Raw genomic sequence first — 25,388 nt, forward strand, 5'->3', positions numbered from 1 at the left:
ATTGAAAAAATCAATGCCTGCTTTTCTTCACACCTTTTGATAGACGGGTTACGATAAGCAGGTTTCTCCGCAGATACTCTCAAAACCTAAGCGCTTATCTACGCACCTTTTCTTACCATAATTGTTCTAATAAGTTTGTTTGGTCGCGGTCTGGACCTACTGAGAAGATTGAAATGCGTACGCCACATAATTCAGAAATACGTTCTAAATATTTACGTGCATTTTCAGGTAACTCTTCTAAAGTACGGCAACCTGTAATATCTTCTTTCCATCCTGGTAACTCTTCAAAGATTGGTTTACAACGACGTAATTGATCAAGGTTCGCAGGATATTCTGTAATTTCTTCTCCATCTAATTCGTATGCTGTACAAATTTTCACAGTATCTAAACCTGTAAGCACGTCGATAGAGTTAATAGATAAGTCTGTAATACCACTTACACGACGAGAGTGACGTAATACTACTGAGTCGAACCAACCTACACGACGTGGACGACCTGTCGTTGTACCGTATTCACGACCAACTTCTCTGATATGGTGACCATCTTCATCAAATAATTCAGTAGGGAATGGACCATCACCTACGCGAGATGTATAAGCTTTACATACACCAATCACTTTAGATACGAAAGTTGGGCCTACACCAGTACCAACTGTTACGTTACCTGCAACAGGGTTACTTGAAGTTACGAAAGGATATGTACCATGGTCGATATCTAACATTACACCTTGTGCACCTTCAAATAATACTTTTTCTTCAGCTACAAAAGCATCGTCCAAGATTTTAGCTGTATCAGTAACAAATTCTTTTAAACGTTGACCAGCAGCATAATATTCATCAAAGATTTCATCGAAAGTTGGACATGATTCATTAAACATGCCTTTGAAATAAGCATTTTTAATTTCAATGTTTTCTTTTAAACGTCTTTCAAATGTTTCTTTTTCCAATAAATCAGCCATACGAATACCAATACGTTGCGCTTTATCTACATAAGCTGGACCGATACCTTTTTTAGTTGTACCGATTTTGTTATCGCCACGACGACGTTCTTCGTATTCATCTTGTGCTAAGTGATAAGGAAGAATCACTTGCGCACGGTTTGAAATGCGTAAGTTTGATGTAGATACACCGCGTTCATTTAAACCGTCTAATTCTTTTAATAATGCAACTGGATCAACAACTACACCATTACCAATAACTGCTAATTTATCTTTATAAAAAATACCTGATGGCACTAAATGCAATTTGTACGTTTCTCCGCCAAATTGAATTGTGTGACCAGCGTTATTACCACCTGAAAAACGTGCAATAACATCTGCTTGTTCCGCTAAGAAATCTGTAATTTTACCTTTACCTTCGTCTCCCCATTGTGTCCCAACTACTACGATTGATGACATGTGAGCACCTCCAAAGTTTTCTCAATTAACCATTAAGTATTCTATCAATACGTACCGCATAATGCAAATAAAAATCGAACATTAAATTTTCCTCTTATCACTTCTTCTTTTGAAAATGAATTCAATCAATAAACTGTAGAAATTCCTTTAATACCAATATTTCAAAGCACATTTCCCAAAATGAAAGACACATACTTCAAAAAATGAGATTAGCTTAAAATAAAATAAAAACCGTACATTAGTTTACAAAGAATAAATAATGTACGGTAAAAATATTTTAATTACATCATATCAGCATGAGCATAATCGATGTCTGTAAATTTATTATATTGTTTCATAAAGTGGAGCTTAACCGTTCCAGTTGGGCCATTACGTTGCTTAGCAATGATAATTTCAATTTCCCCGTTATCATCATTAGATTGCGGTTCAAAATTTGTACTATCATCGTCATCCTCGCCTTCACCCCGATTATAATAATCGTCACGGTATAAGAACGCTACAATATCCGCATCTTGCTCGATAGATCCAGATTCACGAATATCACTCATCATCGGACGTTTATCCTGACGTTGTTCTACACCACGAGATAACTGACTTAAAGCAATAACCGGACATTCCAATTCACGCGCAATCGCTTTTAATGTACGTGAAATTTCCGAAACCTCTTGTTGACGGTTATCTGAAAAACGTGACCCACTACCTTGAATCAATTGTAAATAGTCAATCACAATCATATCTAAACCATGCTCTTGTTTTAAACGACGACATTTAGAACGTAAATCTGTAATTCGAATACCTGGTGTATCATCAATAAATATCTTCGTACGAGATAACTTACCAACCGCAATAGTAAAACGATTCCAGTCTTCTTCCGTCATTGTACCTGTTCTTAAACGGTTTGAATCTACATTCCCAGAACTACAAATCATACGTGTAGCTAATTGGTCCGCACCCATCTCAAGCGAGAAGATACCTACAGTAAAGTTATCCTCATGCGTCGCTACCTTTTGCGCAATATTAAGAGCGAAGGCAGTCTTACCTACCGAAGGACGCGCCGCTAAAATAATCAAATCGTTGCGGTTAAACCCTGCCGTCATTTGGTCTAAATCACGGTATCCTGTTGGAATACCAGGCGTTTGACCACTGTTTTGGTCAAGTTCCTCTGCCGTTTCATATACTTGACCTAGAACATCTCTAATGTCCTTAAAACCATCACTTTGACGGTTAGCAGATAACTCAAGTATACGTCGCTCTGCATCACTTAAAATTGCATCTAATTCTAGCTCGTTATTATAACCATCATTAGCGATACTATCTGCCGTTTGAATTAATCTACGTTTTAACGCTAAATTAGCAACGATATTTGTATAATACTGAATGTTTCGTGTCGTCGGTACATTATTAGAGAGTTCCGCTAAATATTGAGGACCACCAGCTTCACTTAATGTACCTTCTTTCGTTAATTGGTCCATTAACGTAACAACATCAATTTCGCTACTATCTTCATTCAAGTTCATCATGGCTCTGAAGATATGTTGGTGGGCGCCTCGATAAAATGACTCAGGAAGTAGGGCCTCCTGAGTCGTTCCAATTAATTGTGGATCTAAAATAATTGCACCTAAGACAGATTGTTCAGCTTCATTATTATGGGGCATTTGTTTTTGATCATACATATTATCCATCAATCATCACACCTCTAAATCAATCCATCTTAAATTTCCCAAACACAGTGCAACATTGTTCAATTAAATTTTAATTCTAAGATAAATGGTCACTTGCTTAAGTTGTTTCGCTTTCCTGTGGGAAAGGCTCAAGCCTGTAGTCATGTAAAGAAATTCTTAGATGAACATTTACTCATTCTGTTGTGATGCTTGCCTAGGGTACAGTTTCAGCCAGAAATTCCTCACAAATAAATTTGTGGGAATTTCTAAGGTCTTCAACTCGTACTGTTCCCTCAGGCGTCACACAACGTCATTCGTAGTTCATCTTTAGAATTTCTTACCTAAGTGCATAATACTTAGGTTCATTAATAATCAACATAGGAGTCTCACAACTACGCTGCGTTATTTATCTTAGAATTATTTGTTTGAGTTACTTATCTTCCCAAATTATTATAATTAGCAATTAAAATTAAAAACTTGTTTTACTCTTTCAAGTTAAATAATAACTCTGTTTTAAAATTACTATTTTGAAGAATTCCACTTAAGATAAAATAGTAAATTATTTTTTAGAAAAAGAGAAATTTTGTGGTTGGCTAACGAAGCGTAGTTGAGCGCGGGGCCCCAGCACAAAGACTTTCGTATAGAAAGTCTACAAACAAAGCAAGCTGGGGGCTAAAACTGTACCCTGGGAAAGCGTCTCAACTTAAGCGCAGTTAAAAGCCAACCAACAAAATTTCTTTCCGCTAGGAAAGGAAAACTTATTTTTCTACTGTATGAACACGAATTGTACCTTCAACCTCTTTGTCTAATTTAACAGGTACATTTGTATAACCTAACGCATGGATACCTTGAGGTAAATCCATTTTACGTTTATCAATCTTAATGTCATGTTGAGCTTTAAGTGCTTCAGCAATTTGCTTAGTACTTACAGAACCAAACAACTTACCACCTTCACCTGTTTTCGCACTTACTTCAACTTCAATCTCTTCTAATTTAGCTTTCAATGCTTTCGCATCATCAATCTCTTGTTGTCTATCCGCTTCAGCACGTTTATTTTGTTGTTCCAATTGTTTTAAATTACCTGGAGTTGCCTCAACAGCATAGTTATTTTTTAATAAAAAGTTATTAGCGTAACCTACTGGCACGTCTTTAACTTCACCTTTTTTACCTTTACCTTTAACATCTTGTGTGAATATTACTTTCATGCGTCTTCACTCCTACTCATTTGTTCAGTAATTGCTTGTTGTAAACGATTAATTGCTTCTTCAATTGTAAAGCCTTTAAGTTGTGTCGCTGCATTAGTTAAGTGACCACCGCCACCTAATGCTTCCATTGTTAATTGAACGTTAATAGAGCCTAATGAACGTGCAGAGATACCTATTAAGTCATCTTCACGTTTCGCCACAACATAAGAAGCTTCAATACCTTCTAAACTTAACAACTCATCCGCAGCTTGTGCAACTGTAACGGGATGATAAATTTTTTCGTCAGAACCATGGGCAATCGCGATGCCATTATCTTGAACTTCAACGGTTCTGATCAATTCTGAACGATTAATATACGTATCTACATCATCTTTTAAGAAATGTTGCGTCAAGATAGTATCAGCACCGTGAGCACGTAAATAACTTGCCGCATCAAACGTTCTTGAACCTGTTCGCAATGTAAAGTTACGTGTATCTACAATGATACCTGCATACATTACAGTAGATTCTAAACGTGTTAAACGTTGTTCAGTTGGTTGATATTCAAGTAACTCTGTAACAAGTTCTGCAGTTGAACTTGCGTATGGTTCCATATATACCAATAATGGGTTTGAAATAAAGCTTTCGCCACGTCTATGGTGGTCAATAACCACTTTACGATTAGCTTTATTTAGAATATTTTCATCTAAAACCATTTCAGGTTTATGCGTATCTACGACCACAATCGTTGTCTTAGATGTCATCATGTCCCAAGCTTCATCAGACGTTACGAAACGTTCTTTCAACTCAGGTTTCTTATCAATTTCATCCATCACACGACGTAACGTTGGGTCGATATCTTCTTCATTTAATACAACATAAGCTTCTAAGTTATTCATTAAGGCGAATCGCGATACCCCAATAGCGGCACCAATCGCATCTAAGTCAGGACGTTTATGTCCCATAATAATCACTTTATCGCCTTCAGTTAAGATATCTTTTAAAGCATGAGAGATAACACGCGCTCTTACACGTGTACGTTTTTCCATAGGGTCAGTCTTACCGCCGTAGAAACGTACGTTACCATTCATATTCTTAATGGCTACTTGGTCCCCACCACGGCCTAATGCTAAATCAAGACCTGATTGAGATAGTTCACCAAGGTCGATAAGGTTCTCAGTACCTTCCCCTACCCCAATACTTAGCGTTAACTGGGCACGATAACCGACACTCTTCTCACGTAACTGGCTGAGGATTTCAAAGTTAGATTCTTCAATTTCAGCTAAAATCTTTTGATTCAAGTAAGCAACAAATTGATCTGAATTATAACGTTTGAAAAAGATATTATATTCAGAAGCCCAACGACTAATTACACGTGTAACCATTGAGTTAATCTCTGAACGTTGCGTATCGTTCATATTTTGCGTAATTTCATCGTAGTTATCTAGGAAAAGGGTCGCAATAATTGGTTTCGATTCTTCATACAATTCATTCGTATGTACTTGTTCAGTAATATCAAAGAAGTATAAACAATTCTCTTCTTCAGAATGACGTACATGATAATGATATTGTCCATGTTCAATTTCAATTTCTTGAACCTTTTCAAGTTGCTTTAAAATGTTAGGAAACACTTCGTTGACTGGTTCTGAGATGACATTCGTTTCTAAGTGTTCAGACATGTACTGGTTAATCCATTCAATATGATCGTCCTCATCTAGCACAACCAAACCAATCGGCAAGCGTTTAATCGCTTTATTATTTCCTGCCGACACATGACCACTCAAATTATCCACATAATTATCCATTTTTAATAAGGCTTGTCTTACTAAGACGATACTGATGATAATCATGACTGCTAATATTGCAGCTGCAATCGTTGCGACTAATGGTTTAAAAACAAACCAGACGACAACAAGTGCTATCGCAGTAAGTACCATTAAAATGTAAGGTATCATTAATGCCTTTTTTGTGGATTGACGGTTCATTGTTCCACCTCTATTCGCTTTTTAAAGTCATTTTTTAATCATTCGTTTTAAATTAATTCCTAAATCAAGTACCCCAAGTAATGAAACAATATGTGTAAATGGCGTTATAATTGTCCCCACGACCATTAATAATATTGAAACACCGTCTGGCATACGTTTTGCTTTACCAAAGAAATGAATTAAGCTCAATCCTTGGATATACATCAATAATGATAACACAACTTCGAAATTTAATACGATGCTTTGGAAAATACTTGGTTCAGTTGCCACCATGACACAAAGCAATACAATCATATATATCCATAGTAATGAACGATTCATTTGCCAAGCAAATAGTGGTTTGAAAATGGGTGTTGCTACTTTAAATTTACGTAGAATTGGAAATGTAATAATTAGATTAATTAAAACAAAAATAAAGATTAAAAGGATAATAAAACTTGGAAGTTGAACTGACATTTGTCGGAAGCCTTCTTCTAAAATCGCTTTATAATCTGATTCTACGCCAGCAGTTACAATCGTATCATGTAACGTATCTTTAAATGGTTTAATTAACGTTGATGCGCTTGGCATTTTTTTGAAAACTTGTAATAACATAAATGCGACTAAAGTAAATATACTTAAATAAGCTGTGGCAATATATAAGATACGTTCTTTAGAGGCACGTTCTTTTAATAATTGGCCAATTACGAAACTAAGTAATAAAACTAAAATCATGGCACTTAATACAAATGTATTACCTAGTAAAGTAGTTAAGATTACGGTTACTAAAGCTCCAATCCCAAATGATGGTATTGATTTGTTCCATAGAATAACACCGGGAATGGTAGCGAATAGACATAATATTAAGCCAAGAACTGGTAATACATACGTTACTAAAGCAACAATCACAAGTGCTAACGTTCCCAGAATGGTTGCTTTAGGATGTACTTTTGAAAACACATTCGCCACTCCTATACTTTTTTTGACTATAACTTCTATTTTAACCTCTATGGAAGATTAAAACAAATAGCTCGAACCCTTCATCTTATTATTATTTACGTTTGAAATTAGTGACTTTTAAGAAGTGATAGAGATTTGGCGCCCAGTCATTAAAGTTTAATAAGAAGCCATCATGTCCAACATTATCTGGTACGAAGAAATGGCGATGATATTTGAATCTCTCCCCTACTGCTCTTACTTGATCATCTGGATAGAGTAAATCATCTGTAAAGCCCATCGTTAAGACTTTAGTATCTAAAGATTGTAATACTTCATCGACATCATCCCGACCTCGATCTAAATTATGACTGTCCAACACATTTAACATAGTTAAATAACATGCTAAATCATAACTTTCTTTAAATTTATCGCCTTGGTAGCGTTGATAAGTGACGACTTCATCTGGTGTAAAGCGTTCATCATAACTTTTAGAAGAACGATAAGTAAGAAAGCCAAGTTGGCGTGCAATACTTAAGCCTTCTTTGCCACCTAATTGAATCGCTTCGCGTGCAATCTCATTAAAGGCTCGACTATAAGAGGATGTTTTGTCAGTAGCAGCTAAGATAACTGCTTTGTCTATTTGAAATTGGTTGTTATAGAGCAATTCCATCGCTTGCATGCCACCTAAACTGCCCCCAATTAAGATATTAATTCTATTGAAGCCGAGTGCTTGGATACCCTTTTCAATGGCTTTAACAATGTCTCTTAAGGTTAATTGCTTTGGAAAATGCGGATCCGTTAACGGCGAACTTGAACCAAATGGGCTACCAATAACGTTAAATGTAAGAAATTGGTAATCATAGATAGGCATGTAGCCACCATCAATAATTTCGCGCCACCAGCCTGGTTGTTCATCTGTGCCATAGGTTAAATGATTACCTGTAAGGGCATGACAAACTACGACAAGTGGTTGACCTGAATACCCTACATGCTCGTATCGTAACTGCAAATTCTCAATCGTTTCTCCTGATTCTGTCGTAAAAAATCCTAGGTTCAATGTATCTACTGTATAATTTGTCATGCGATTACCTCCTTTAAAATAAAAATCGCTTCCTACTCTTGTTATAAGAAGTAAGAAGCGATTGTGCTTTAATACTTATCATTCGAGTAGTGTCTCGTTGGTTTTAGCACCGTACTTGAAGTTGCCGGTTGCTGAAGCTTCTTTGGGCCAAATCCCTCTGCTTCTCATAATAAGGTTTCATGTTATTTTATTTATTTACACGTTAACTTTAGTTTGAATTTATTTTATCTGATTGTCGGTATAACTTCAATCGTCAGCTGTTTGGGACTGCCTTTTAAAAGAAGAAACGTATACTGGCAATAAGTGCGATGCCTACGAGTATGGTTACTGTCAGACTGCGTGTTACGAGTGCGATGATGACGGTTGGGATGGTTACGATGATATACGGGATGTTAAGTGTGTAACCTTGAACGCCTTCTTGTTGCACGATAATGCCGTCTAGGATGAGTGCTGTGAATAATGTGATTGGAATGAATGATAACCATTCAATGACGGTTTCTGAAAGTTGTATTCGTGAAATCATCAAGAATGGCAGGATTCGAATAATTATGGTTACGAGTCCACACAAGACGATAAGGATGAACATATGCCAAGATGTTGTCATCGATCCATCACCACCCCTAATGTTGCTGCAAAGATTGATGCGATAAGAATAGCGACATAAGATGGCATAAACCAGCTTAAGATAAGCATCATCACTATTACGCATGCGATTAATACGAGATATATTTTAATCTTTGAGCCTCTTATAGTTTCAAATTGTGCCATTGCCAGGAAAATGAACATGGCAGTTATGGCGAAGTCTAGCCCAAACATCTCCGGGTTAGAAATGTATTTACCGAATACGGCTCCCGCTACGCTTGCAAGTGCCCAGAACGTATAGGCGGTAAGGTTAAGACCGTGTAACCAGCGATCGTTAATCTTCTCCCCTTTTAAGTGAGGTGTAATGGCTACACCAAATGTTTCGTCAGTCAGAATAGAAGACATGGCTAAACGATTCCAAAAGCCGTAATCTTTGTAATTTGGTGCGAGTGTCATTGATAAAAGAAAGAAACGTGAATTTACAATTAATGTCGTTAAGACAATTGCAGACATAGGTGTGCCTGTAATCACAAGTGCGCAAATGATAAATTGCGCTGCACCTGCGTAAACGAGTAAGCATAACAATAGAATTTCTAAAACACTAAAATGTTGGGAAGCCGCCACGATTCCAAATGACAATCCAATTCCGACATATCCTAATAACGTAGGAATACATTCTTTGACCCCTTGTTTAAATGTCACATGTGACGTCATTTAAGTACCCCCTTTGTTTAAATTTTGTATTAAAGAAAAAATGAATATTTAAGAATTTAAACTTAGTCTAATACACACTCTGAATAGCCGCAATAGTCTTAGACAGAAGTTTGTGTGAAGTTAGACTGAAAGACGTGTTAAAACATTGTTATAACAGTATTTAAAAATGTCAGAATTTTATTAAATCAAAATAGAGTTACCTCTGTAGAGGTAGTCTAATTTAATAGATTTTACTGCGCTACTTTATCAAGAAAAAGTGGTTTATAAACATAAAAAAGTGAGGAGTTTAAACCTCCTCACTTTTATTGATAAACTAATATTTAAATTTTAGATTAGTCGTTTACTGGACGGATTTCTGTTTTACCACCCATGAATGGTACTAATGCTTCTGGAATTGTAATTGAACCGTCTTCGTTTTGATAGTTTTCAACGATAGCTGCGAATGTACGGCCTACAGCAAGACCACTACCATTTAATGTGTGTGCTAATTCTGGTTTAGCAGAAGCGTCACGTTTGAAGCGGATGTTTGCACGACGCGCTTGGAAATCAGTACAGTTTGAGCAAGAGCTGATTTCTTTGTAGTCATTGTAACTTGGTAACCATACTTCTAAGTCGTAAGTTTTACTTGCACTGAAACCGATATCTCCAGTACATAAGATAACACGGCGATATGGTAAACCTAATTCTTCTAAGATAGCTTCAGCATTTTGAGTCATATCTTCTAAAGAATCCCAAGAATTTTCTGGTTGTTCGAAACGAACCATTTCAACTTTGTCGAATTGGTGTAAACGGATTAAACCTCTTGTATCTCTACCAGCTGAACCCGCTTCACTACGGAAACATGCAGTTTGAGCAGTGAATCTTTCAGGTAAAACGCCTGGTTGGATAATTTCATCTCTGTAGAAATTTGTTAATGGAACTTCTGCAGTTGGGATTGTGTATAATCCTTCTTTTTCAACTTTAAATAAGTCTTCTTCGAATTTAGGTAATTGACCTGTACCAAACATAGTATCTGCGTTAACTAATTGAGGTGTCATCATTTCAGTATAACCGTGTTCAGTTGTATGTTTAGTAAGCATGTAGTTCATTAATGCACGTTCTAATAACGCACCGTCTCTAGTTAAGTAAACGAAACGTGCACCTGAGATTTTTGCAGCACGCTCGAAATCAGCCATTTTTAATTCTTCAACTAAGTCCCAGTGTGCTTTAGGTTCGAAATCAAACTCACGAGGTGTACCCCATTTTTTAATTTCTACATTATCTTCATCAGAATCACCTTGTGGTACATCGTCTGCGATTAAGTTAGGGATACGAATTAAGATGTCTCTAATTTTATTATCTACTTCATTTAATTTAGCGTCGTTTTCTTTAATTTCATCGCCAAGCTCACGCATTTCTTTAATAACGTCGTCAGCATTTTCTTTGTTACGTTTCTTTTCAGCGATTTCATCACTTACTTTGTTACGACGTGCTTTCATTTCTTCAGTTTTACCGATTAATTCACGTCGTTGGTTATCTAATTCTAATACTTCATCAACAACCTTTGGATCGTCTCCACGTAATTCAATTTTGCTCTTAACTTTGTCAGTTTCATCTCTAAATTGTCTGATATCTAACATTTAACATTCATCCTTCCCATTTTTTGAAAAATTATTAAGAATGGTCGCTACTTTTAAATAAATAAAAAAAGACCACATCCCTCACAAGGGACGTGGTCTACGCGTTGCCACCCTATTTAACAATTTAACACATAGATTATGTACTAAATTGCACTTTACTAAAATAACGGTTATTACCGATTGCTCACAACTGTAGGTAGATTCGCATAATCATTAATTACTTGTTCACACTCAACACAAGCTCTCTGAAATTAACGTATTATGTTACTTGGCCTACGAACAATAACTTATTAAGTTATTTTTAATATAGCAAAGTCTTTTAGAATTTTCAAGCAATTGCTAATGTTAAATTTTTTAGTTAGGTAAACGCTATCATTTTCAATAATTGAGACTTTCAAATATTTATCAGAAATAGTGTTGACGAAAGTCTCTAGCAGGTATAGTATTTTCTATTGTATTTAAAGCTCATAAATGTCTGACCTTTCGCTACGAATTTAAGTTCAGACTTTGAAAATATAGGCAATCATAGAGGACTGGACGTGAAGAAGGTATATTTTGTCCTAACCTCATAGATAGGGAGGGTTTTGTTCATGGAAACATTAACTACTGTTAATATTCCAAAACGTAAAGATGAAACACATAAAGCCGATTACGGTAAAATCTTGTTAATCGGTGGTAGTGCGAATTTAGGTGGCGCTATTATGTTAGCTGCTCGTGCTTGCGTATTCAGTGGCAGTGGTTTAATTACAGTCGCTACACATCCAAATAACCACGCAGCTATCCATTCACGTTGCCCAGAAGCAATGGTAACAGATATTAATGATACTAAAATGTTAACAAAGCTCATTGAAAACACAGACAGTATCTTAATTGGTCCAGGACTTGGTGTAGATTTCAAAGGAAATAATGCCATTACATTCTTACTTCAAAACATTCAACCTCACCAAAACTTAATTGTTGATGGTGATGCAATTACAATATTTAGTAAATTGAAACCAGACATTCCAACATGTCGCGTTATCTTTACACCACATCAAAAAGAATGGGAACGTTTAAGTGGCATTCCTATTGAAGAACAAACGTATGAACGTAATAGAGAAGCTGTAGATAAATTAGGCGCTACAGTGGTCTTGAAAAAACATGGTACTGAAATCTACTTTAAAGATGACGATTATAAACTTGCGATTGGTACACCAGCCATGGCAACAGGCGGTATGGGCGATACACTTGCAGGTATGATTACAAGCTTTGTAGGTCAATTCGATAGCTTAAAAGACGCAGTAACAAGTGCAACTTATACACACAGTTATATTGGTGAAAAACTCTCAGAAAAAATGTACGTTGTACCGCCTTCACGTTTAATTAATGAAATCCCTTACGTAATGAAAGAATTAGAAAACTAATACTTGAAATAAAAACGCTCTGACATTCTCATTAAAAGAAAATCAGAGCGTTTATTTTATATGGAACTAGAAATGGTAAATCTGTATGCTTATACACACGTAAGTGAGTAGTTCTAAGATGAATAACGAATGACGTTGCGCGACTCTTGACGATTTTTATATTGAACACAAATGGGCGTGCACTTGCGTAAGGCGTTCTAAGATAGATAACGAAACGTAGTTACGTAGACTCCTAGGGGAGCATTGCCGTTAATGAACCTAAGTGCAATAGCACTTAGGTAAGTAGCTCTAAAGATGGATAATGAATGGTGTTGCGCGACTCTTGGCGATTTTTATATTGAACACAAGTGGGCGTGCACTTGCGTAAGGCGTTCTAAGATAGATAACGAAACGTAGTTGAGTGACGCCTGAGGGAGCAGGATGAGTGTCGAGACCAAGGCTCGACCCAGCCCCCTAGGCAAGCATCTCAACTTAAGTGAGTGAACATCTATCTAAGAACGCCTTTACAATACTACAGGCTTGAGCCTTTCCCGCAAGAAAGCGTCGCAACAAAATGAGTGGCATCCATCTAAGAGCTACTCCCCAGGAAAGCGACACAACTTAAACGAGTAAACATCTATCTTAGAACTATTAAAAAATAAGACTACCTTCACGAGAGGGTAGTCTTATTTTCGTATTATTATTCGTTATCACTATCGTTTTCTGAACCATTTTCAATATCTTCATTCACACGATCCATGAAGTCTTGTCTAAGCTCAACGCGTTCATTACTATCATCTTCTGTTGTTTCCGTATGAAGCGCATTACCTGGCGTAGCATCATCTACAACATGCTCACTTGGACTTTCTGTACTTTCCGCATTAGGTGTACCTTCTTGTGCTTGAGCCGCTTCTGTTGAATCTTCATCTTCTGCTTTATCTTGAACCTTAGCTACCGTAGAAACAGATTGATCCTCGCCTAATTTCATTAGACGCACACCTTGTGTTGAACGACCAGTTTGTGAAATATCCTCTACTTGTAAGCGAATAATGACGCCACCATTTGTAACCATCATTAAATCTTCATCGCCAGTCACTGTAGTGATACATACAATATTACCGTTACGCTCTGTGATAGTAGCCGTTTTAACACCTTTACCACCACGATTAGATAAACGATATTCACTTACTGGCGTACGTTTACCATAACCATTTTCAGTAACAACTAAAACTTCATCTTCACTGTCTGCATGCGCGACGTCTAAACCAACTACAACGTCGTCTTCACGTAATGAGATACCTCTTACACCTGCTGCTGTACGGCCTAATGGACGTAAACTATTCTCAGAGAAGCGGATAAGTGATGCGTGAGATGTACCAATTAAGATGTCTTGATTGCCATCAGTTAAGCGGACCGCAATCAGTTCGTCATCTTCTTTGAAACCAATCGCAATCTTACCGTTCTTGTTAATATGTGAGAAGTTGCTTAACGCAGAACGTTTCACAATACCTTTCTTAGTCGCAAATACTAAGAAACTACTCTCGTCTTCAAGATCCCTTACGGCAATCATTGTACTAATGGCTTCGTCATTCTCAAGTTCAATCGCATTGATTACTGGAATACCTTTAGATTGACGAGAAAGTTCTGGCACTTCATAACCTTTAAGTTTATAAACGCGACCTTTATTCGTGAAGAATAGTACGTTGTCATGCGTGCTTAGTGTAACTAATTGGCTGACAAAGTCTTCTTCAAGCGTATTCATGCCTTGCACGCCACGGCCACCTCTGTTTTGAGAACGGTATGTTGAAACAGGTAGACGTTTAATATAGTTATTATGACTTAATGTAATGACGATTTGTTCTTCTGGAATTAAGTCTTCATCCTCTAAATCGTCTAAGCCGCCTAATTGAATTTCTGTACGACGTTCATCACCGAAACGCTCTTTGATTTCAGTTAACTCATCGCGGACTAATTGAAGTAATACTTCTTCATCTGCTAGAATTTCTTCTAATTCTGCAATGTAATTTAATAACTCATTATATTCTGATTCAATCTTATCGCGTTCTAAACCTGTTAAACGTCTTAAACGCATATCAAGAATAGCTTGGGCTTGGCGTTCAGAAAGCTTAAAGCGTTCTTGTAACGTTTCCATAGCGATTTTATCTGTATCAGATTCACGAATGATAGAAATGATTTGATCGATATGGTCTAACGCAATACGTAAACCTTCTAAGATATGTGCACGATCTTTCGCTTTCTTCAAGTTATATTCAGTACGACGACGTACAACAATTTTTTGGTGTTCTAAGTATTCAACTAACGCTTCTTTTAAGTTAATTAATTTAGGACGACCATGTACAAGGGCAATCATATTCACACCGAATGATGTTTGTAATGGTGTCTGTTTGTATAAATTATTAAGAATAACATTCGCATTAGCGTCTTTACGTACATCTATTACAATTCTTACGCCTGTACGTAAACTTGTCTCATCACGTAAGTCTGTAATACCTTCGATTTTTTTATCACGTACAAGTTCTGCAATTTTTTCAATCATACGTGCTTTATTCACTTGATATGGAATTTCGGTGACTACGATACGTTGACGTCCGCCGCCACGTTCTTCGATTTCTGCACGTGCGCGCATTTGAACTGAACCACGTCCTGTTTCATATGCGCGTCGGATACCACTTTTCCCTAAAATTAAGCCCGCTGTAGGGAAGTCAGGGCCTTGGATATCTTCCATAAGTTCTGCGATTGTAACGTCTGGATTCTTACTTAAATGTAATACACCATCAATGACTTCAGTTAAATTATGAGGAGGAATATTAGTAGCCATACCTACCGCGATACCTGAAGCACCGTTCACTAAAAGGTTAGGGAAACGAGAAGGTAAGACTTCCGGCTCTCTTTCAGTACCATCATAGTTATCTAAAAAGTCAATTGTATCTTTATTGATATCGCGTAACAGTTCCAATGTAATCTTTGTCATTTTGGCTTCTGTATAACGCATAGCCGCAGCACCATCGCCGTCCATTGAACCAAAGTTACCTTGACCATCTACAAGTGGATAACGATAGCTAAACGTTTGTGCCATTCGGACCATGGCATCATAAATTGAAGAGTCACCGTGAGGGTGATATTTACCCATTACGTCCCCAACGATACGAGCTGATTTCTTATAGGGTTTATCAGGCGTCATTCCTTGTTCATTTAAACCATATAAGATACGACGGTGTACAGGTTTTAAACCATCACGCACATCAGGTAGCGCACGTGAAACGATAACGCTCATTGCATAGTCTAAGAATGATTCACGCATTTCGCTGGTTATATTTCGTTCATTAATTCTTGATTGAGGTAAGTCAGCCATCAAGATATCCTCCTTCTATCATCACTTAAAAATGAATAGTCAGACTGTTAATACGTACGATTGTTTAACAGCCTGTGCTATAACTTATGCAAATAGGCAATCAATTAGAAATCTAAGTTTGCGTATACTGCATTTTCTTCAATAAATTGTCTTCGATTCTCAACAACGTCGCCCATTAACATTTCAAATGTTTGGTCGGCATCTAAAGCATCTTCAAGTTTTACTTGTAACATCATGCGGTTTTCAGGATTCATAGTTGTTTCCCATAATTGATCCGCATTCATTTCTCCTAAACCTTTATAACGAGAAATTTGCCATTTAGGCGTAGGATTAAGTTCTGCTTTCAATTTGTCTAATTCACGGTCGTTAAACACATAGTATTTTTGTTTACCTTGTGTCAATTTGTACAATGGTGGTTGTGCGATATAGACATATCCCGCTTCAATAAGTGGACGCATAAAGCGATAAAAGAATGTTAATAATAACGTTCTGATATGGGCACCATCGACATCGGCATCTGTCATGATAACAATCTTATGATAACGTGCTTTAGAAATATCGAATTCGCCACCAATACCCGTACCAAATGCTGTAATCATTTGACGAATTTCGTTGTTATTTAAGATACGGTCTAAACGTGCTTTCTCCACATTTAAGATTTTACCTCTTAACGGTAAAATCGCTTGTGTTTTAGAGTCACGGCCTTCTTTTGTAGACCCCCCGGCAGAGTCACCCTCTACTAAGAAGATTTCACTTTCTTCCGGTTTTTTACTAGAACAGTCTGCAAGTTTACCTGGTAAGCTTGAGATTTCTAAGGCTGATTTGCGACGTGTCACTTCACGTGCTTTTTTAGCAGCTACACGTGCGCGTGATGCCATAATTCCCTTTTCAACAATCGTTCTAGCCACATTAGGATGCTCATATAGGAATCTTTCAAAGTGCTCTGCGAACAATTTATCCACAATTTGACGCACTTCAGAGTTACCTAATTTCGTTTTAGTTTGTCCTTCGAATTGAGGGTCGCCATGTTTAATTGAAACAACCGCAGTCAAACCTTCGCGTGTATCTTCACCAGATAAACGTTCTTTATCATCTTTAATGATCTTACTTTGAGTACCATAACTATTCAGCACACGCGTTAACGCACGTTTGAAACCATCTTCGTGAGTCCCGCCTTCGTACGTATGAATATTATTGGCATAAGATAATAAATTCGTCGCATAGCCACTGTTGTATTGCATCGCAATTTCAATTTCTACGTCATCTTTAGTTTGGTGAATATAAATTGGCTCATCGTGGATAGGCTCTTTATTCTCGTTTAATAATTCAACGTATGATTTAATACCACCTTCATAGTGATATGTATCTTCACGTTGTTCTTCTTCCTCACGTTCGTCTCTTAAAGTGATTGAGATACCTTTATTTAAGAAAGCTAACTCTCTGATACGTTTTTGAAGTGTATCGTAATTATAAACTGTTGTTTCAGTAAAGATTTCTGCATCGGCTTTAAAGCGAATCGCTGTACCTGTTTTATCTGTTGAACCCACTTCTTTAAGATCAAATTGAGGTACGCCTCGTTTATAAGCTTGATGATAAATTGTATCGTTACGATGAACGTATACTTCTAACTGCTCAGATAAGGCATTTACAACAGATGATCCTACGCCGTGAAGACCACCAGAAACTTTGTATCCGCCACCGCCGAATTTACCACCGGCATGTAATACAGTTAAGATAACTTCTACTGCTGGGCGTCCCATTTTTTCTTGAATATCAACAGGAATACCACGGCCATTGTCAGTTACTTTAATCCAGTTATCTTTTTCAATAATGACTTCTATTTCATTGGCATAACCAGCAAGTGCCTCGTCAATACTGTTATCCACGATTTCCCATACTAAATGGTGTAAGCCTCTTTCTGAAGTTGAACCAATATACATACCAGGTCTTTTACGAACCGCTTCTAGTCCTTCTAATACCTGTATCTGTCCAGCACCATAATTATCTGTGTTGTTTACATCTGACAATGTATTCACCATCACTTTCTATTACTTAATAATTTCACCTTGACTGATTCGGTAGAGTTTCGCATTATTCATAATTTCATGATCGATGCCCTCTACTGACGTCGTTGTTACAAATGTTTGTACTTTATGTTGAATCGTACTTAATAAATGGGTTTGACGAGAATCATCTAACTCACTTAGTACGTCATCTAATAACAAGATGGGATATTCTCCAACTTCAATATTCATTAATTCTATTTCTGCTAACTTGATGGATAACGCCGTCGTACGTTGCTGCCCTTGCGAGCCATATGTCTGAGCATCCATACCGTTTACGTTAAACCCTAAGTCATCTCTATGTGGCCCGTATAAACACACACCGCGCTCCATTTCACGTTTAATATTGTCATTTAACAAGTTAAGCACTTCGTCTAACAGTTCGCTTTCGTCTTTCTCTGTATCACTTAACTTAATACTCGGTAAATACTTTAAAGACAACGTTTCACGCTCATTTGTAATACCTGAATGAATAGGTTTAGCTAAAGATTCTAGCTCTTTTATAAAATGGTCGCGTCTTAACGTCACATTAAGGGCGTATTGCGCAAATTGTTGATTTAACACTTCCAACATAGTTGTGTCCGTCTTCTGACCAAGTTGTAACTGCTTCAAATAGTTATTCTTTTGTTTAAGAATACGTTGATATTGAGCTAAATCGTTTAAATAAACGGCAGATATCTGACCTAATTCCATATCTATAAAACGACGACGTATTTGAGGAGAACCTTTAACAATATTTAAATCTTCAGGCGCAAAAAGAACCACATTAAGATGTCCAACATATTGTGTTAGTCGACTTTGCTCTAAGTGGTTCACTTTAACTTGTTTACCTTTTTTAGTTATAAACATTGTCAGTGGCATTGTTCCGTGTCTATAACTTAGCTCACCCTCTATTTTAGCATAATCAGCATTAAACCGTATGAGCTCCTTATCATTAGAGGTACGATGACTTTTTGCCAAAGCTAGCGTATATATTGATTCAAGTAAATTTGTCTTCCCTTGGGCATTTTCGCCAATAAGAATATTCACTTCAGGATGACAATTTAACGTAACCTCTTCATAGTTACGATAATTTTCTAATTGGAGTGTTTTAAGCTTCATTGTTCACCTTGATGAATAATGATTACAGAATCAATTTCAGGAATATCAGGGAAATCAATTCGATCTTGGTCAGCTAGTTTTTTACCGCGACGTGTTTCACGTTCACCGTTAATTAAAACTTCATAATCTTGTAAGAACCATTTTGCTTGTCCACCAGACTCTATGATGCCTTCTGTTTTAAGAAATTGACCTAACGTGATGTCGCCATCAACTACGACTTCTTGAACCAAAATAATCACTCCGTTTCTTTATGTGTCATTAATATATTATACCTTTTTTAGGATTAAATTTCATTTAAAATGGAATGTGAAACCGCTTACTTTAACAGAAGTTTTTTATAAGCCATTTTTGATTGAATTTTAGCTAGAATTTAAGAGGTTTGAAGCGGCTTTTTTGCTTTTTGAAAATGCTAATTTCATGAGTTGGAGATTTGCATATGTCCAATTTTTAATTTTAAGGCCTATTTTAGCTTAAAAATGAGAAAAACAATATTTATCCACAAGTCATTAACTCTTTAGCCACAGTGAACGGCTGAGAGGGCTTAAAATGAATTTTCAAAGATAAATAAAAAGCAGGACGGAAATCTAATCTATAAAAAGATTTCACTGTCCTGCTCTTATAGTTTCTAATATGTTCTGATTGGTAAGATCAATTGTGTCACTGAATCATCATTTTTAGGTTTAAGAATGAATGGTTTCATTGTACCGAAGAATTCTACTTCAACTTCATCATTGTCGATGGCTTTTAAAGCGTCCATCATGTAACGAGAGTTGAACGAAATCTTTAAGTTGCCACCTTCAACATCAGTTGCTGTAACTTCTTCTTTTACAGTACCGATTTCAGGTGATGTTGAAGATAATTCCACTACTTCGTTGCCTGTACTTAATTTAATAACGTTATTGCCGCCTTCGCGTGCAAGTAATGAAGCACGGTCGATTGCGTGATAAAACTCACCGTTGTTTAATCCTAATTTGATTTCATAATTCTCTGGGAATAAACGTGTCGTATCAGGATAATGTCCTTCTAGTAAACGAGAAATGAAGTTGACGTTACCTACTTTGAATAACACTTGGTTAGATGCAAAGAAGATATCAATGTCTTCATCGCTGTCACTCATAATTTTGTTTAATTCAGATAGTGCTTTACCTGGAATGATGACATTTTTGTTTTCAGACTCATCTTCAAGTTTTAACTTTCTTACAGCCAAGCGGTGTGAGTCAGTCGCAGTGCATATTAATTCATTATCTTGTATAAGCCAGTTCACACCAGTTAAGACTGGGCGTGTTTCTGAGGTGGACACTGCGAAATTTGTTTGCGCAATGATGTTTTTAAGTACTTTTACTGATAATTGAATTGCGTCATCACGTGAAACTTGTGGTAACAGTGGATATTGATCAGGATCTAAACCACTTAAGTTAAACTCTGAATGACCTGATGTAATTAAAGTTTGGAACTGTTCATTTGTTGATAATTTTACGTCTTTACCTGGTAATTTTTTGATAATGTCTACAAAGAAACGACCAGGAAGTACTACAGAACCAGTTTCAGCAATAGTGACAATATCTTCACCATCTACTTGTTTAGGAATAGTGATTTCAATAGAGATTTCAGAATCTGAACCAGTAAGAATCACTTCGTTATCTTTAGCGTCAATCTTGATACCTGTTAAGATTGGTAAAGTTGTTCTTGGTGAGATTGCTTTTAATGTGTCATTTAATTGAGTGATAAAATAATCTCTTTTAATTGTGAATTCCATTATTAATCTAAACTCCTTCCAGTCGTTTATATATAAATTATATAGGTTTTAAATTCATAGTAATAGTAGTAGGGCCTGTGGATTAGTGGATATCTTAGAAAAAGCCTTAAATGGCAAAGTTATACACATGTGGATAAACTGTTGATGGTGTGTATTACTTTTAAACATTATCCACATATTCCTATTTTCATTTTAAAACAACGAAAGCCATTTTTAACTAAAAAATTTAGCTTCTAGATTCATTTTTTTATTTCCCACTTCAGAAGAATGTAATCTGTTATATAACAGTTACAACTTATTGCTTACGAATTTCTTTCTCAAGATCTTCAACTTCTTGTTTGAAAATGCTATCCGCTTTAATATCATTAGCAATTTTTTCATGAGCGTGAATGACTGTCGTATGATCGCGGCCACCAAATTCTTCACCAATTTTTGGTAATGAAAAATCAGTTAATTCTCTAGATAAGTACATTGCAATTTGGCGTGGGTAAGCAATAGATTTCGTACGTTTCTTCGCACTAAAGTCTTCAATACGCACATTATAGTAATGACCCACAACTTTTTGAATATCTTGAATTGAAATCTTTTTAGATTTAGGAACTTGAATAATATCTTTAAGCGCTTCTGCTGCTAATTCTGTTGTGACAGGTCTTCCTTGAAGTTTTGAGTAAGCAAGTAAACGCGTTAAAGCCCCTTCTAATTCACGGATGTTAGATTGAATTTGATTTGCGATATAATTCAACGCTTCTGCTGGGATTTCTAAATTCTCTTCTTCGATTTTCTTTTGAAGAATAGCCATACGAGTTTCATAATCAGGTGGCGTAATATCAACGATTAAGCCCCATTCAAAGCGTGAACGTAAGCGATCTTCAAGCTTTGCAATTTCTTTAGGTGGGCGATCACTTGAAATAACAATTTGTTTTTTATTTTGATGTAACTCATTAAAAGTATGGAAGAATTCTTCTTGTGTTTGCTCTTTGTTCTGAATAAATTGAATGTCATCAATCAGTAAAACATCAATATTTCTATATTTCTCTCTGAATGCTTCAGGTTCATTGTTACGAATAGATTTAATGAAGTCATTAGTAAATTTCTCACTAGAGGTATAAAGCACTTTAGCATTAGGTTGATTACTTAATACATGATGTCCAATCGCATGCATTAAATGCGTTTTACCTAAACCAACGCCCCCGTAAATAAATAAAGGATTATAGGCTTGAGCTGGTGCTTCAGCCACAGCTAAGCTTGCAGCATGAGGAAAACGGTTGCCAGGTCCAATAACGAAAGTATCAAACGTGTTATGAGTATCGAATTGATCAGTACCTTCATGAGGGTCTTCAATTGTTTGAGTTTTAGTTTCTTTCGGTTTAGAAGACTTGCGACTGCTTTCATCGAGTTCAGCTAACTGTGCAGCAGTGAAAAATTTAGGATCAACTTCATCACCAATAATATCTTTCATAATACTTTGTATAACGTCTTTGTAATTTGAATTTAGCCAATTAGCATAAAATTCATCAATGACATAAATATATGCAACATTATCGCGAATTTCTTTGAGTTCTGTATCTTTTAAAAACGTATTAAAAGTAGTCTTTGAGATTTCTGTTTGAGCAACCTCTAATACCTTTTTCCAAATTTCTTGTTCTGACATATATAAACTCCATCTTTCTATAAATTTAAGACTTATACACAGAAATTAGAACGAGTGGATAAAAATAATCACAGCATGTTAATAATTATCCACAAGTTAATAACAATCGGTGGATAACTTTAGGTATGCTATGATTTATTCACACTAATTATGTATATAAAATCTATAAATAAATCCTGTAAAAATAATGAGTTAGACGACTTATCCACACAATTATACTTTTTAACTAGGATAGATGTCAATCGGCTGTGAATATGTTGTTAAATTCGGTATAAAGTTGTGAATATTAGCTTGATTATCCACAATATTTTCAATACTATTTGTGAATAAGTGGATAAAATTAAGTGTTATTTTTCAGAAGCTGAAAATGTACTATAACAGTTTTGGGAAATAATTTATAAACGTGTATTAAAAATGAATAAAATTGCTTTGATAATGAGGAACTACAAATGTATAAATATTAATAATGAAGAAAAAGCAAATTTTAATAAAAAAATGTAGGGTTGCTTTTAAATGCTGCTTGCTTTATAAATGGTAATTTGTTATATTGTAGTAGTTGCTTGAATTATGACTAGATAAAATTTAATTAAATCAAGAATTCTGATATCAGAAAGTATAATTTATCTATTAAAATAATCAGGTTCATTCAGACTTAATAATGAACTGGATAATAAGTAGATGGAGGTGTTTTGCATGGTAAAACGTACTTATCAACCAAATAAACGTAAACATAGTAAAGTTCATGGTTTCAGAAAACGCATGAGCACTAAAAATGGCCGTAAAGTTTTAGCGCGTCGTCGTCGTAAAGGCCGTAAAGTTTTATCAGCATAAGATCACTGACTTCTCAGTGGTCTTTTTTTTCGTTTGAAAGGTAATTAAAATAAAGTAAAGTGCCGATTCAAACGCAGATAATTATATAAATAGGTAAATTTAAAGCAAAGATTAAAATAAGCGAGTGATGTAAACGTGGAGAAGGCGTATCGTATAAAAAAGAATACGGATTTCCAAACTATTTATAAAAAAGGTAAATCCGTAGCAAACAGACAGTTCGTAGTTTACACCTATAATAGTAATAATGAACATTTTCGCTTAGGAATTAGCGTATCTAAAAAACTAGGAAATGCCGTAACTAGAAATAGAATCAAAAGAGCTATCAGAGAAAATTTTAAAGTACACAAACAAGATCTCATTGCTCGCGATATTATTGTAATAGCAAGACAACCTGCGAAAGATATGTCGACATTAGAAATTCAAGGCAGTTTAGAACACGTATTGAAGATTGCGAAAGTATTTAATAAGAAGATAAAATAAATTGCTAATATTAGACGTTCTTCAGTCTAACTTCAGACAACCCGTAGTCTTACTTAATTGCGGTAAATCAAGATATTCGCATTTTCAAAAGAAACAAATTACAATGTTATAATGAAATTTTACTTGGATAAGGAGGCGAGGATAATCATGGATTTTGATACAATAACTAGTATTTCAACGCCAATGGGTGAGGGTGCTATTGGTATTGTCCGTTTATCTGGACCACAAGCAGTAGAAATTGGAGATAAGCTATATAAAGGAAAGAAAAAATTAGAAGACGTAGATTCACATACAATTAACTATGGGCATATTGTAGACCCAGAAACAAATGAAGTGGTCGAAGAAGTAATGATTTCTGTGTTACGTGCGCCAAGAACATTCACGCGTGAAGATATTATTGAAATCAACTGTCACGGTGGTATTTTAACAATTAACCGTATTTTAGAACTTACAATGACACATGGTGCTCGAATGGCAGAGCCAGGCGAATATACAAAGCGTGCTTTCCTTAATGGACGTATTGATTTATCTCAAGCTGAAGCGGTAATGGATTTCATTCGTTCTAAAACAGATCGCGCTTCTAAAGTGGCAATGAACCAAATTGAAGGTCGTTTAAGTGATTTAATTAAACGCCAACGTCAATCTATCTTAGAAATTCTCGCACAAGTAGAAGTGAATATCGATTATCCAGAATATGATGATGTTGAAGATGCGACGACTGAATTCTTATTAGAACAGTCTAAGAAAATCAAAAATGAAATTAACCTTCTGTTAGAAACTGGAACACAAGGTAAAATCATGAGAGAAGGTCTTTCAACAGTTATTGTAGGTAAACCAAACGTAGGTAAATCTTCAATGTTAAATAACCTTATTCAAGATAATAAAGCCATTGTAACGGAAGTCGCAGGTACGACACGTGATGTATTAGAAGAATACGTTAATGTACGTGGTGTACCATTAAGATTAGTGGATACGGCAGGTATTCGTGACACTGAAGATATAGTAGAAAAAATCGGTGTAGAACGTTCGCGTAAAGCATTAAGTGAAGCAGATTTAATACTTTTCGTGCTTAATAATAATGAACCATTAACACAAGAAGATCGCACATTGTATGAAGTTATTAAAAATGAAGATGCGATTGTTATTGTTAATAAAACTGATTTAGAACAAAAATTAGATATTGCAGAAGTGAAAGAAATGATTGGCGATACACCACTTATTCAAACGTCTATGCTGAAACAAGAGGGTATCGATGAATTAGAAATTCAAATTAGAGATTTATTCTTTGGTGGCGAAGTTCAAAACCAAGACATGACATATGTTTCTAACTCAAGACACATTTCGTTATTAAAACAAGCAAGACATGCCATTCAAGATGCTATTGATGCAGCTGAATCAGGTATTCCAATGGATATGGTTCAAATCGATTTAACTCGTACTTGGGAATTACTTGGTGAAATTATTGGTGAATCTGCAAGTGATGAATTAATCGATCAATTATTTAGTCAATTCTGTTTAGGTAAATAGTTATTAATAAATATTAAAAAAATGAGACGGTAGGGTGTCTTAATTTTCATAAATAAAAAATGTAGGAATATATGAAGGAGGTCA

At 35.8% G+C, this 25,388-nt stretch carries 19 protein-coding genes, 1 riboswitch and 1 other annotated feature; of the genes, 4 read left to right on the forward strand and 15 right to left on the reverse strand.

Translation table 11 applies throughout. From position 1 onward, the window contains the following. Nucleotides 1-112: 112 nt before the first annotated feature. From CD128_RS09300 to serS, 9 genes are all read right to left on the reverse strand, one after another. Complete coding sequence (locus tag CD128_RS09300; RefSeq protein ID WP_103329654.1) at nucleotides 113-1,396, reverse strand: adenylosuccinate synthase; 1,284 nt, start codon at nucleotides 1,394-1,396, stop codon at nucleotides 113-115. A gap of 281 nt (nucleotides 1,397-1,677) precedes the next feature. Further along, nucleotides 1,678-3,078: a replicative DNA helicase gene (gene dnaB / locus CD128_RS09305; protein WP_103329655.1), complete on the reverse strand. Its 1,401-nt coding sequence runs from the start codon at nucleotides 3,076-3,078 to the stop codon at nucleotides 1,678-1,680. 737 nt (nucleotides 3,079-3,815) lie between these two features. Further along, nucleotides 3,816-4,262: a 50S ribosomal protein L9 gene (gene rplI / locus CD128_RS09310; RefSeq protein WP_103329656.1), complete on the reverse strand. Its 447-nt coding sequence runs from the start codon at nucleotides 4,260-4,262 to the stop codon at nucleotides 3,816-3,818. Then, the gene (locus CD128_RS09315) at nucleotides 4,259-6,226 is read right to left on the reverse strand and encodes a DHH family phosphoesterase (protein WP_103329657.1); all 1,968 of its coding nucleotides are present in this window, start codon (nucleotides 6,224-6,226) and stop codon (nucleotides 4,259-4,261) included. Before CD128_RS09315 ends, rplI begins: the two co-directional genes overlap by 4 nt. A gap of 27 nt (nucleotides 6,227-6,253) precedes the next feature. Beyond that, a complete protein-coding gene (locus tag CD128_RS09320; protein WP_197730761.1) occupies nucleotides 6,254-7,180 on the reverse strand; it encodes a YybS family protein in 927 nt (308 codons plus the stop codon). Between the two features lie 76 nt (nucleotides 7,181-7,256). Next, nucleotides 7,257-8,225, reverse strand: coding sequence for a homoserine O-acetyltransferase MetX (metX, locus tag CD128_RS09325; protein ID WP_103329659.1), 969 nt, complete (start codon nucleotides 8,223-8,225; stop codon nucleotides 7,257-7,259). Between the two features lie 72 nt (nucleotides 8,226-8,297). After that, a riboswitch (SAM riboswitch) is annotated at nucleotides 8,298-8,401 on the reverse strand. 98 nt (nucleotides 8,402-8,499) lie between these two features. Further along, on the reverse strand, nucleotides 8,500-8,829 hold the full coding sequence (locus tag CD128_RS09330) for an AzlD domain-containing protein (protein ID WP_103329660.1): 330 nt from the start codon (nucleotides 8,827-8,829) through the stop codon (nucleotides 8,500-8,502). Further along, entirely contained in the window at nucleotides 8,826-9,521 is a 696-nt protein-coding gene (locus CD128_RS09335) for an AzlC family ABC transporter permease (protein WP_103329661.1), read from the reverse strand. The genes CD128_RS09330 and CD128_RS09335 overlap by 4 nt, the downstream gene beginning before the upstream one ends. 332 nt (nucleotides 9,522-9,853) lie before the next feature. Further along, nucleotides 9,854-11,140: a serine--tRNA ligase gene (gene serS, locus CD128_RS09340; protein WP_103329662.1), complete on the reverse strand. Its 1,287-nt coding sequence runs from the start codon at nucleotides 11,138-11,140 to the stop codon at nucleotides 9,854-9,856. Between the two features lie 83 nt (nucleotides 11,141-11,223). Then, nucleotides 11,224-11,423: a binding site (T-box leader), on the reverse strand. 307 nt (nucleotides 11,424-11,730) lie between these two features. Between serS and CD128_RS09345 the strand changes: the two genes are divergently transcribed. Further along, nucleotides 11,731-12,543 carry an NAD(P)H-hydrate dehydratase gene (locus CD128_RS09345; RefSeq protein ID WP_103329663.1) on the forward strand — a complete coding sequence of 271 codons (813 nt, stop codon included), beginning with the start codon at nucleotides 11,731-11,733 and terminating at the stop codon, nucleotides 12,541-12,543. Nucleotides 12,544-13,222: 679 nt separating this feature from the next. Here the strand turns inward: CD128_RS09345 and gyrA are convergent. The 6 genes from gyrA to dnaA all read right to left on the reverse strand — a co-directional run bounded on the left by gyrA (nucleotide 13,223) and on the right by dnaA (nucleotide 22,466). After that, nucleotides 13,223-15,895, reverse strand: a complete 2,673-nt coding sequence (gene gyrA / locus CD128_RS09350; RefSeq protein WP_103329664.1) for a DNA gyrase subunit A — start codon at nucleotides 15,893-15,895, stop codon at nucleotides 13,223-13,225. Nucleotides 15,896-15,999: 104 nt separating this feature from the next. Then, entirely contained in the window at nucleotides 16,000-17,934 is a 1,935-nt protein-coding gene (gene gyrB, locus CD128_RS09355; protein ID WP_103329665.1) for a DNA topoisomerase (ATP-hydrolyzing) subunit B, read from the reverse strand. A 9-nt stretch (nucleotides 17,935-17,943) separates the two neighbouring features. After that, nucleotides 17,944-19,059, reverse strand: coding sequence for a DNA replication/repair protein RecF (gene recF, locus CD128_RS09360; RefSeq protein ID WP_103329666.1), 1,116 nt, complete (start codon nucleotides 19,057-19,059; stop codon nucleotides 17,944-17,946). Beyond that, nucleotides 19,056-19,298, reverse strand: a complete 243-nt coding sequence (yaaA, locus tag CD128_RS09365) for a S4 domain-containing protein YaaA (RefSeq protein ID WP_174694733.1) — start codon at nucleotides 19,296-19,298, stop codon at nucleotides 19,056-19,058. The genes recF and yaaA overlap by 4 nt, the downstream gene beginning before the upstream one ends. A gap of 386 nt (nucleotides 19,299-19,684) precedes the next feature. After that, a complete protein-coding gene (gene dnaN, locus CD128_RS09370) occupies nucleotides 19,685-20,818 on the reverse strand; it encodes a DNA polymerase III subunit beta (RefSeq protein WP_103329667.1) in 1,134 nt (377 codons plus the stop codon). A 292-nt stretch (nucleotides 20,819-21,110) separates the two neighbouring features. After that, complete coding sequence (dnaA, locus tag CD128_RS09375; RefSeq protein ID WP_103329668.1) at nucleotides 21,111-22,466, reverse strand: chromosomal replication initiator protein DnaA; 1,356 nt, start codon at nucleotides 22,464-22,466, stop codon at nucleotides 21,111-21,113. A gap of 693 nt (nucleotides 22,467-23,159) precedes the next feature. On the opposite strand from dnaA, the gene rpmH reads away from it, so the two are divergent. From rpmH to mnmE, 3 genes are all read left to right on the forward strand, one after another. Continuing rightward, entirely contained in the window at nucleotides 23,160-23,297 is a 138-nt protein-coding gene (rpmH, locus tag CD128_RS09380) for a 50S ribosomal protein L34 (RefSeq protein WP_000240855.1), read from the forward strand. A gap of 135 nt (nucleotides 23,298-23,432) precedes the next feature. Beyond that, a complete protein-coding gene (gene rnpA / locus CD128_RS09385; RefSeq protein ID WP_103329669.1) occupies nucleotides 23,433-23,777 on the forward strand; it encodes a ribonuclease P protein component in 345 nt (114 codons plus the stop codon). Nucleotides 23,778-23,924: 147 nt separating this feature from the next. After that, nucleotides 23,925-25,304 (forward strand): tRNA uridine-5-carboxymethylaminomethyl(34) synthesis GTPase MnmE, encoded by a 1,380-nt coding sequence (mnmE, locus tag CD128_RS09390; RefSeq protein ID WP_103297290.1) that lies wholly within the window; start codon nucleotides 23,925-23,927, stop codon nucleotides 25,302-25,304. The last annotated feature ends 84 nt before the right edge of the window (nucleotides 25,305-25,388 follow it).

Source organism: Staphylococcus croceilyticus, from assembly GCF_002902575.1.
Lineage (GTDB): Bacteria > Bacillota > Bacilli > Staphylococcales > Staphylococcaceae > Staphylococcus > Staphylococcus croceilyticus.

Excerpts from the sequence above, each read along its gene's own strand:
- dnaB (WP_103329655.1), bottom strand. The coding sequence starts at position 3,078 with ATGGATAATATGTATGATCAAAAACAAATGCCCCATAATAATGAAGCT.
- CD128_RS09345 (WP_103329663.1), top strand. The coding sequence starts at position 11,731 with ATGGAAACATTAACTACTGTTAATATTCCAAAACGTAAAGATGAAACA.
- rpmH (WP_000240855.1), top strand. The coding sequence starts at position 23,160 with ATGGTAAAACGTACTTATCAACCAAATAAACGTAAACATAGTAAAGTT.
- gyrA (WP_103329664.1), bottom strand. The coding sequence starts at position 15,895 with ATGGCTGACTTACCTCAATCAAGAATTAATGAACGAAATATAACCAGC.
- rplI (WP_103329656.1), bottom strand. The coding sequence starts at position 4,262 with ATGAAAGTAATATTCACACAAGATGTTAAAGGTAAAGGTAAAAAAGGT.
- CD128_RS09330 (WP_103329660.1), bottom strand. The coding sequence starts at position 8,829 with ATGACAACATCTTGGCATATGTTCATCCTTATCGTCTTGTGTGGACTC.
- dnaA (WP_103329668.1), bottom strand. The coding sequence starts at position 22,466 with ATGTCAGAACAAGAAATTTGGAAAAAGGTATTAGAGGTTGCTCAAACA.
- CD128_RS09315 (WP_103329657.1), bottom strand. The coding sequence starts at position 6,226 with ATGAACCGTCAATCCACAAAAAAGGCATTAATGATACCTTACATTTTA.
- metX (WP_103329659.1), bottom strand. The coding sequence starts at position 8,225 with ATGACAAATTATACAGTAGATACATTGAACCTAGGATTTTTTACGACA.
- gyrB (WP_103329665.1), bottom strand. The coding sequence starts at position 17,934 with ATGGTGAATACATTGTCAGATGTAAACAACACAGATAATTATGGTGCT.
- serS (WP_103329662.1), bottom strand. The coding sequence starts at position 11,140 with ATGTTAGATATCAGACAATTTAGAGATGAAACTGACAAAGTTAAGAGC.
- CD128_RS09300 (WP_103329654.1), bottom strand. The coding sequence starts at position 1,396 with ATGTCATCAATCGTAGTAGTTGGGACACAATGGGGAGACGAAGGTAAA.
- mnmE (WP_103297290.1), top strand. The coding sequence starts at position 23,925 with ATGGATTTTGATACAATAACTAGTATTTCAACGCCAATGGGTGAGGGT.
- recF (WP_103329666.1), bottom strand. The coding sequence starts at position 19,059 with ATGAAGCTTAAAACACTCCAATTAGAAAATTATCGTAACTATGAAGAG.
- CD128_RS09335 (WP_103329661.1), bottom strand. The coding sequence starts at position 9,521 with ATGACGTCACATGTGACATTTAAACAAGGGGTCAAAGAATGTATTCCT.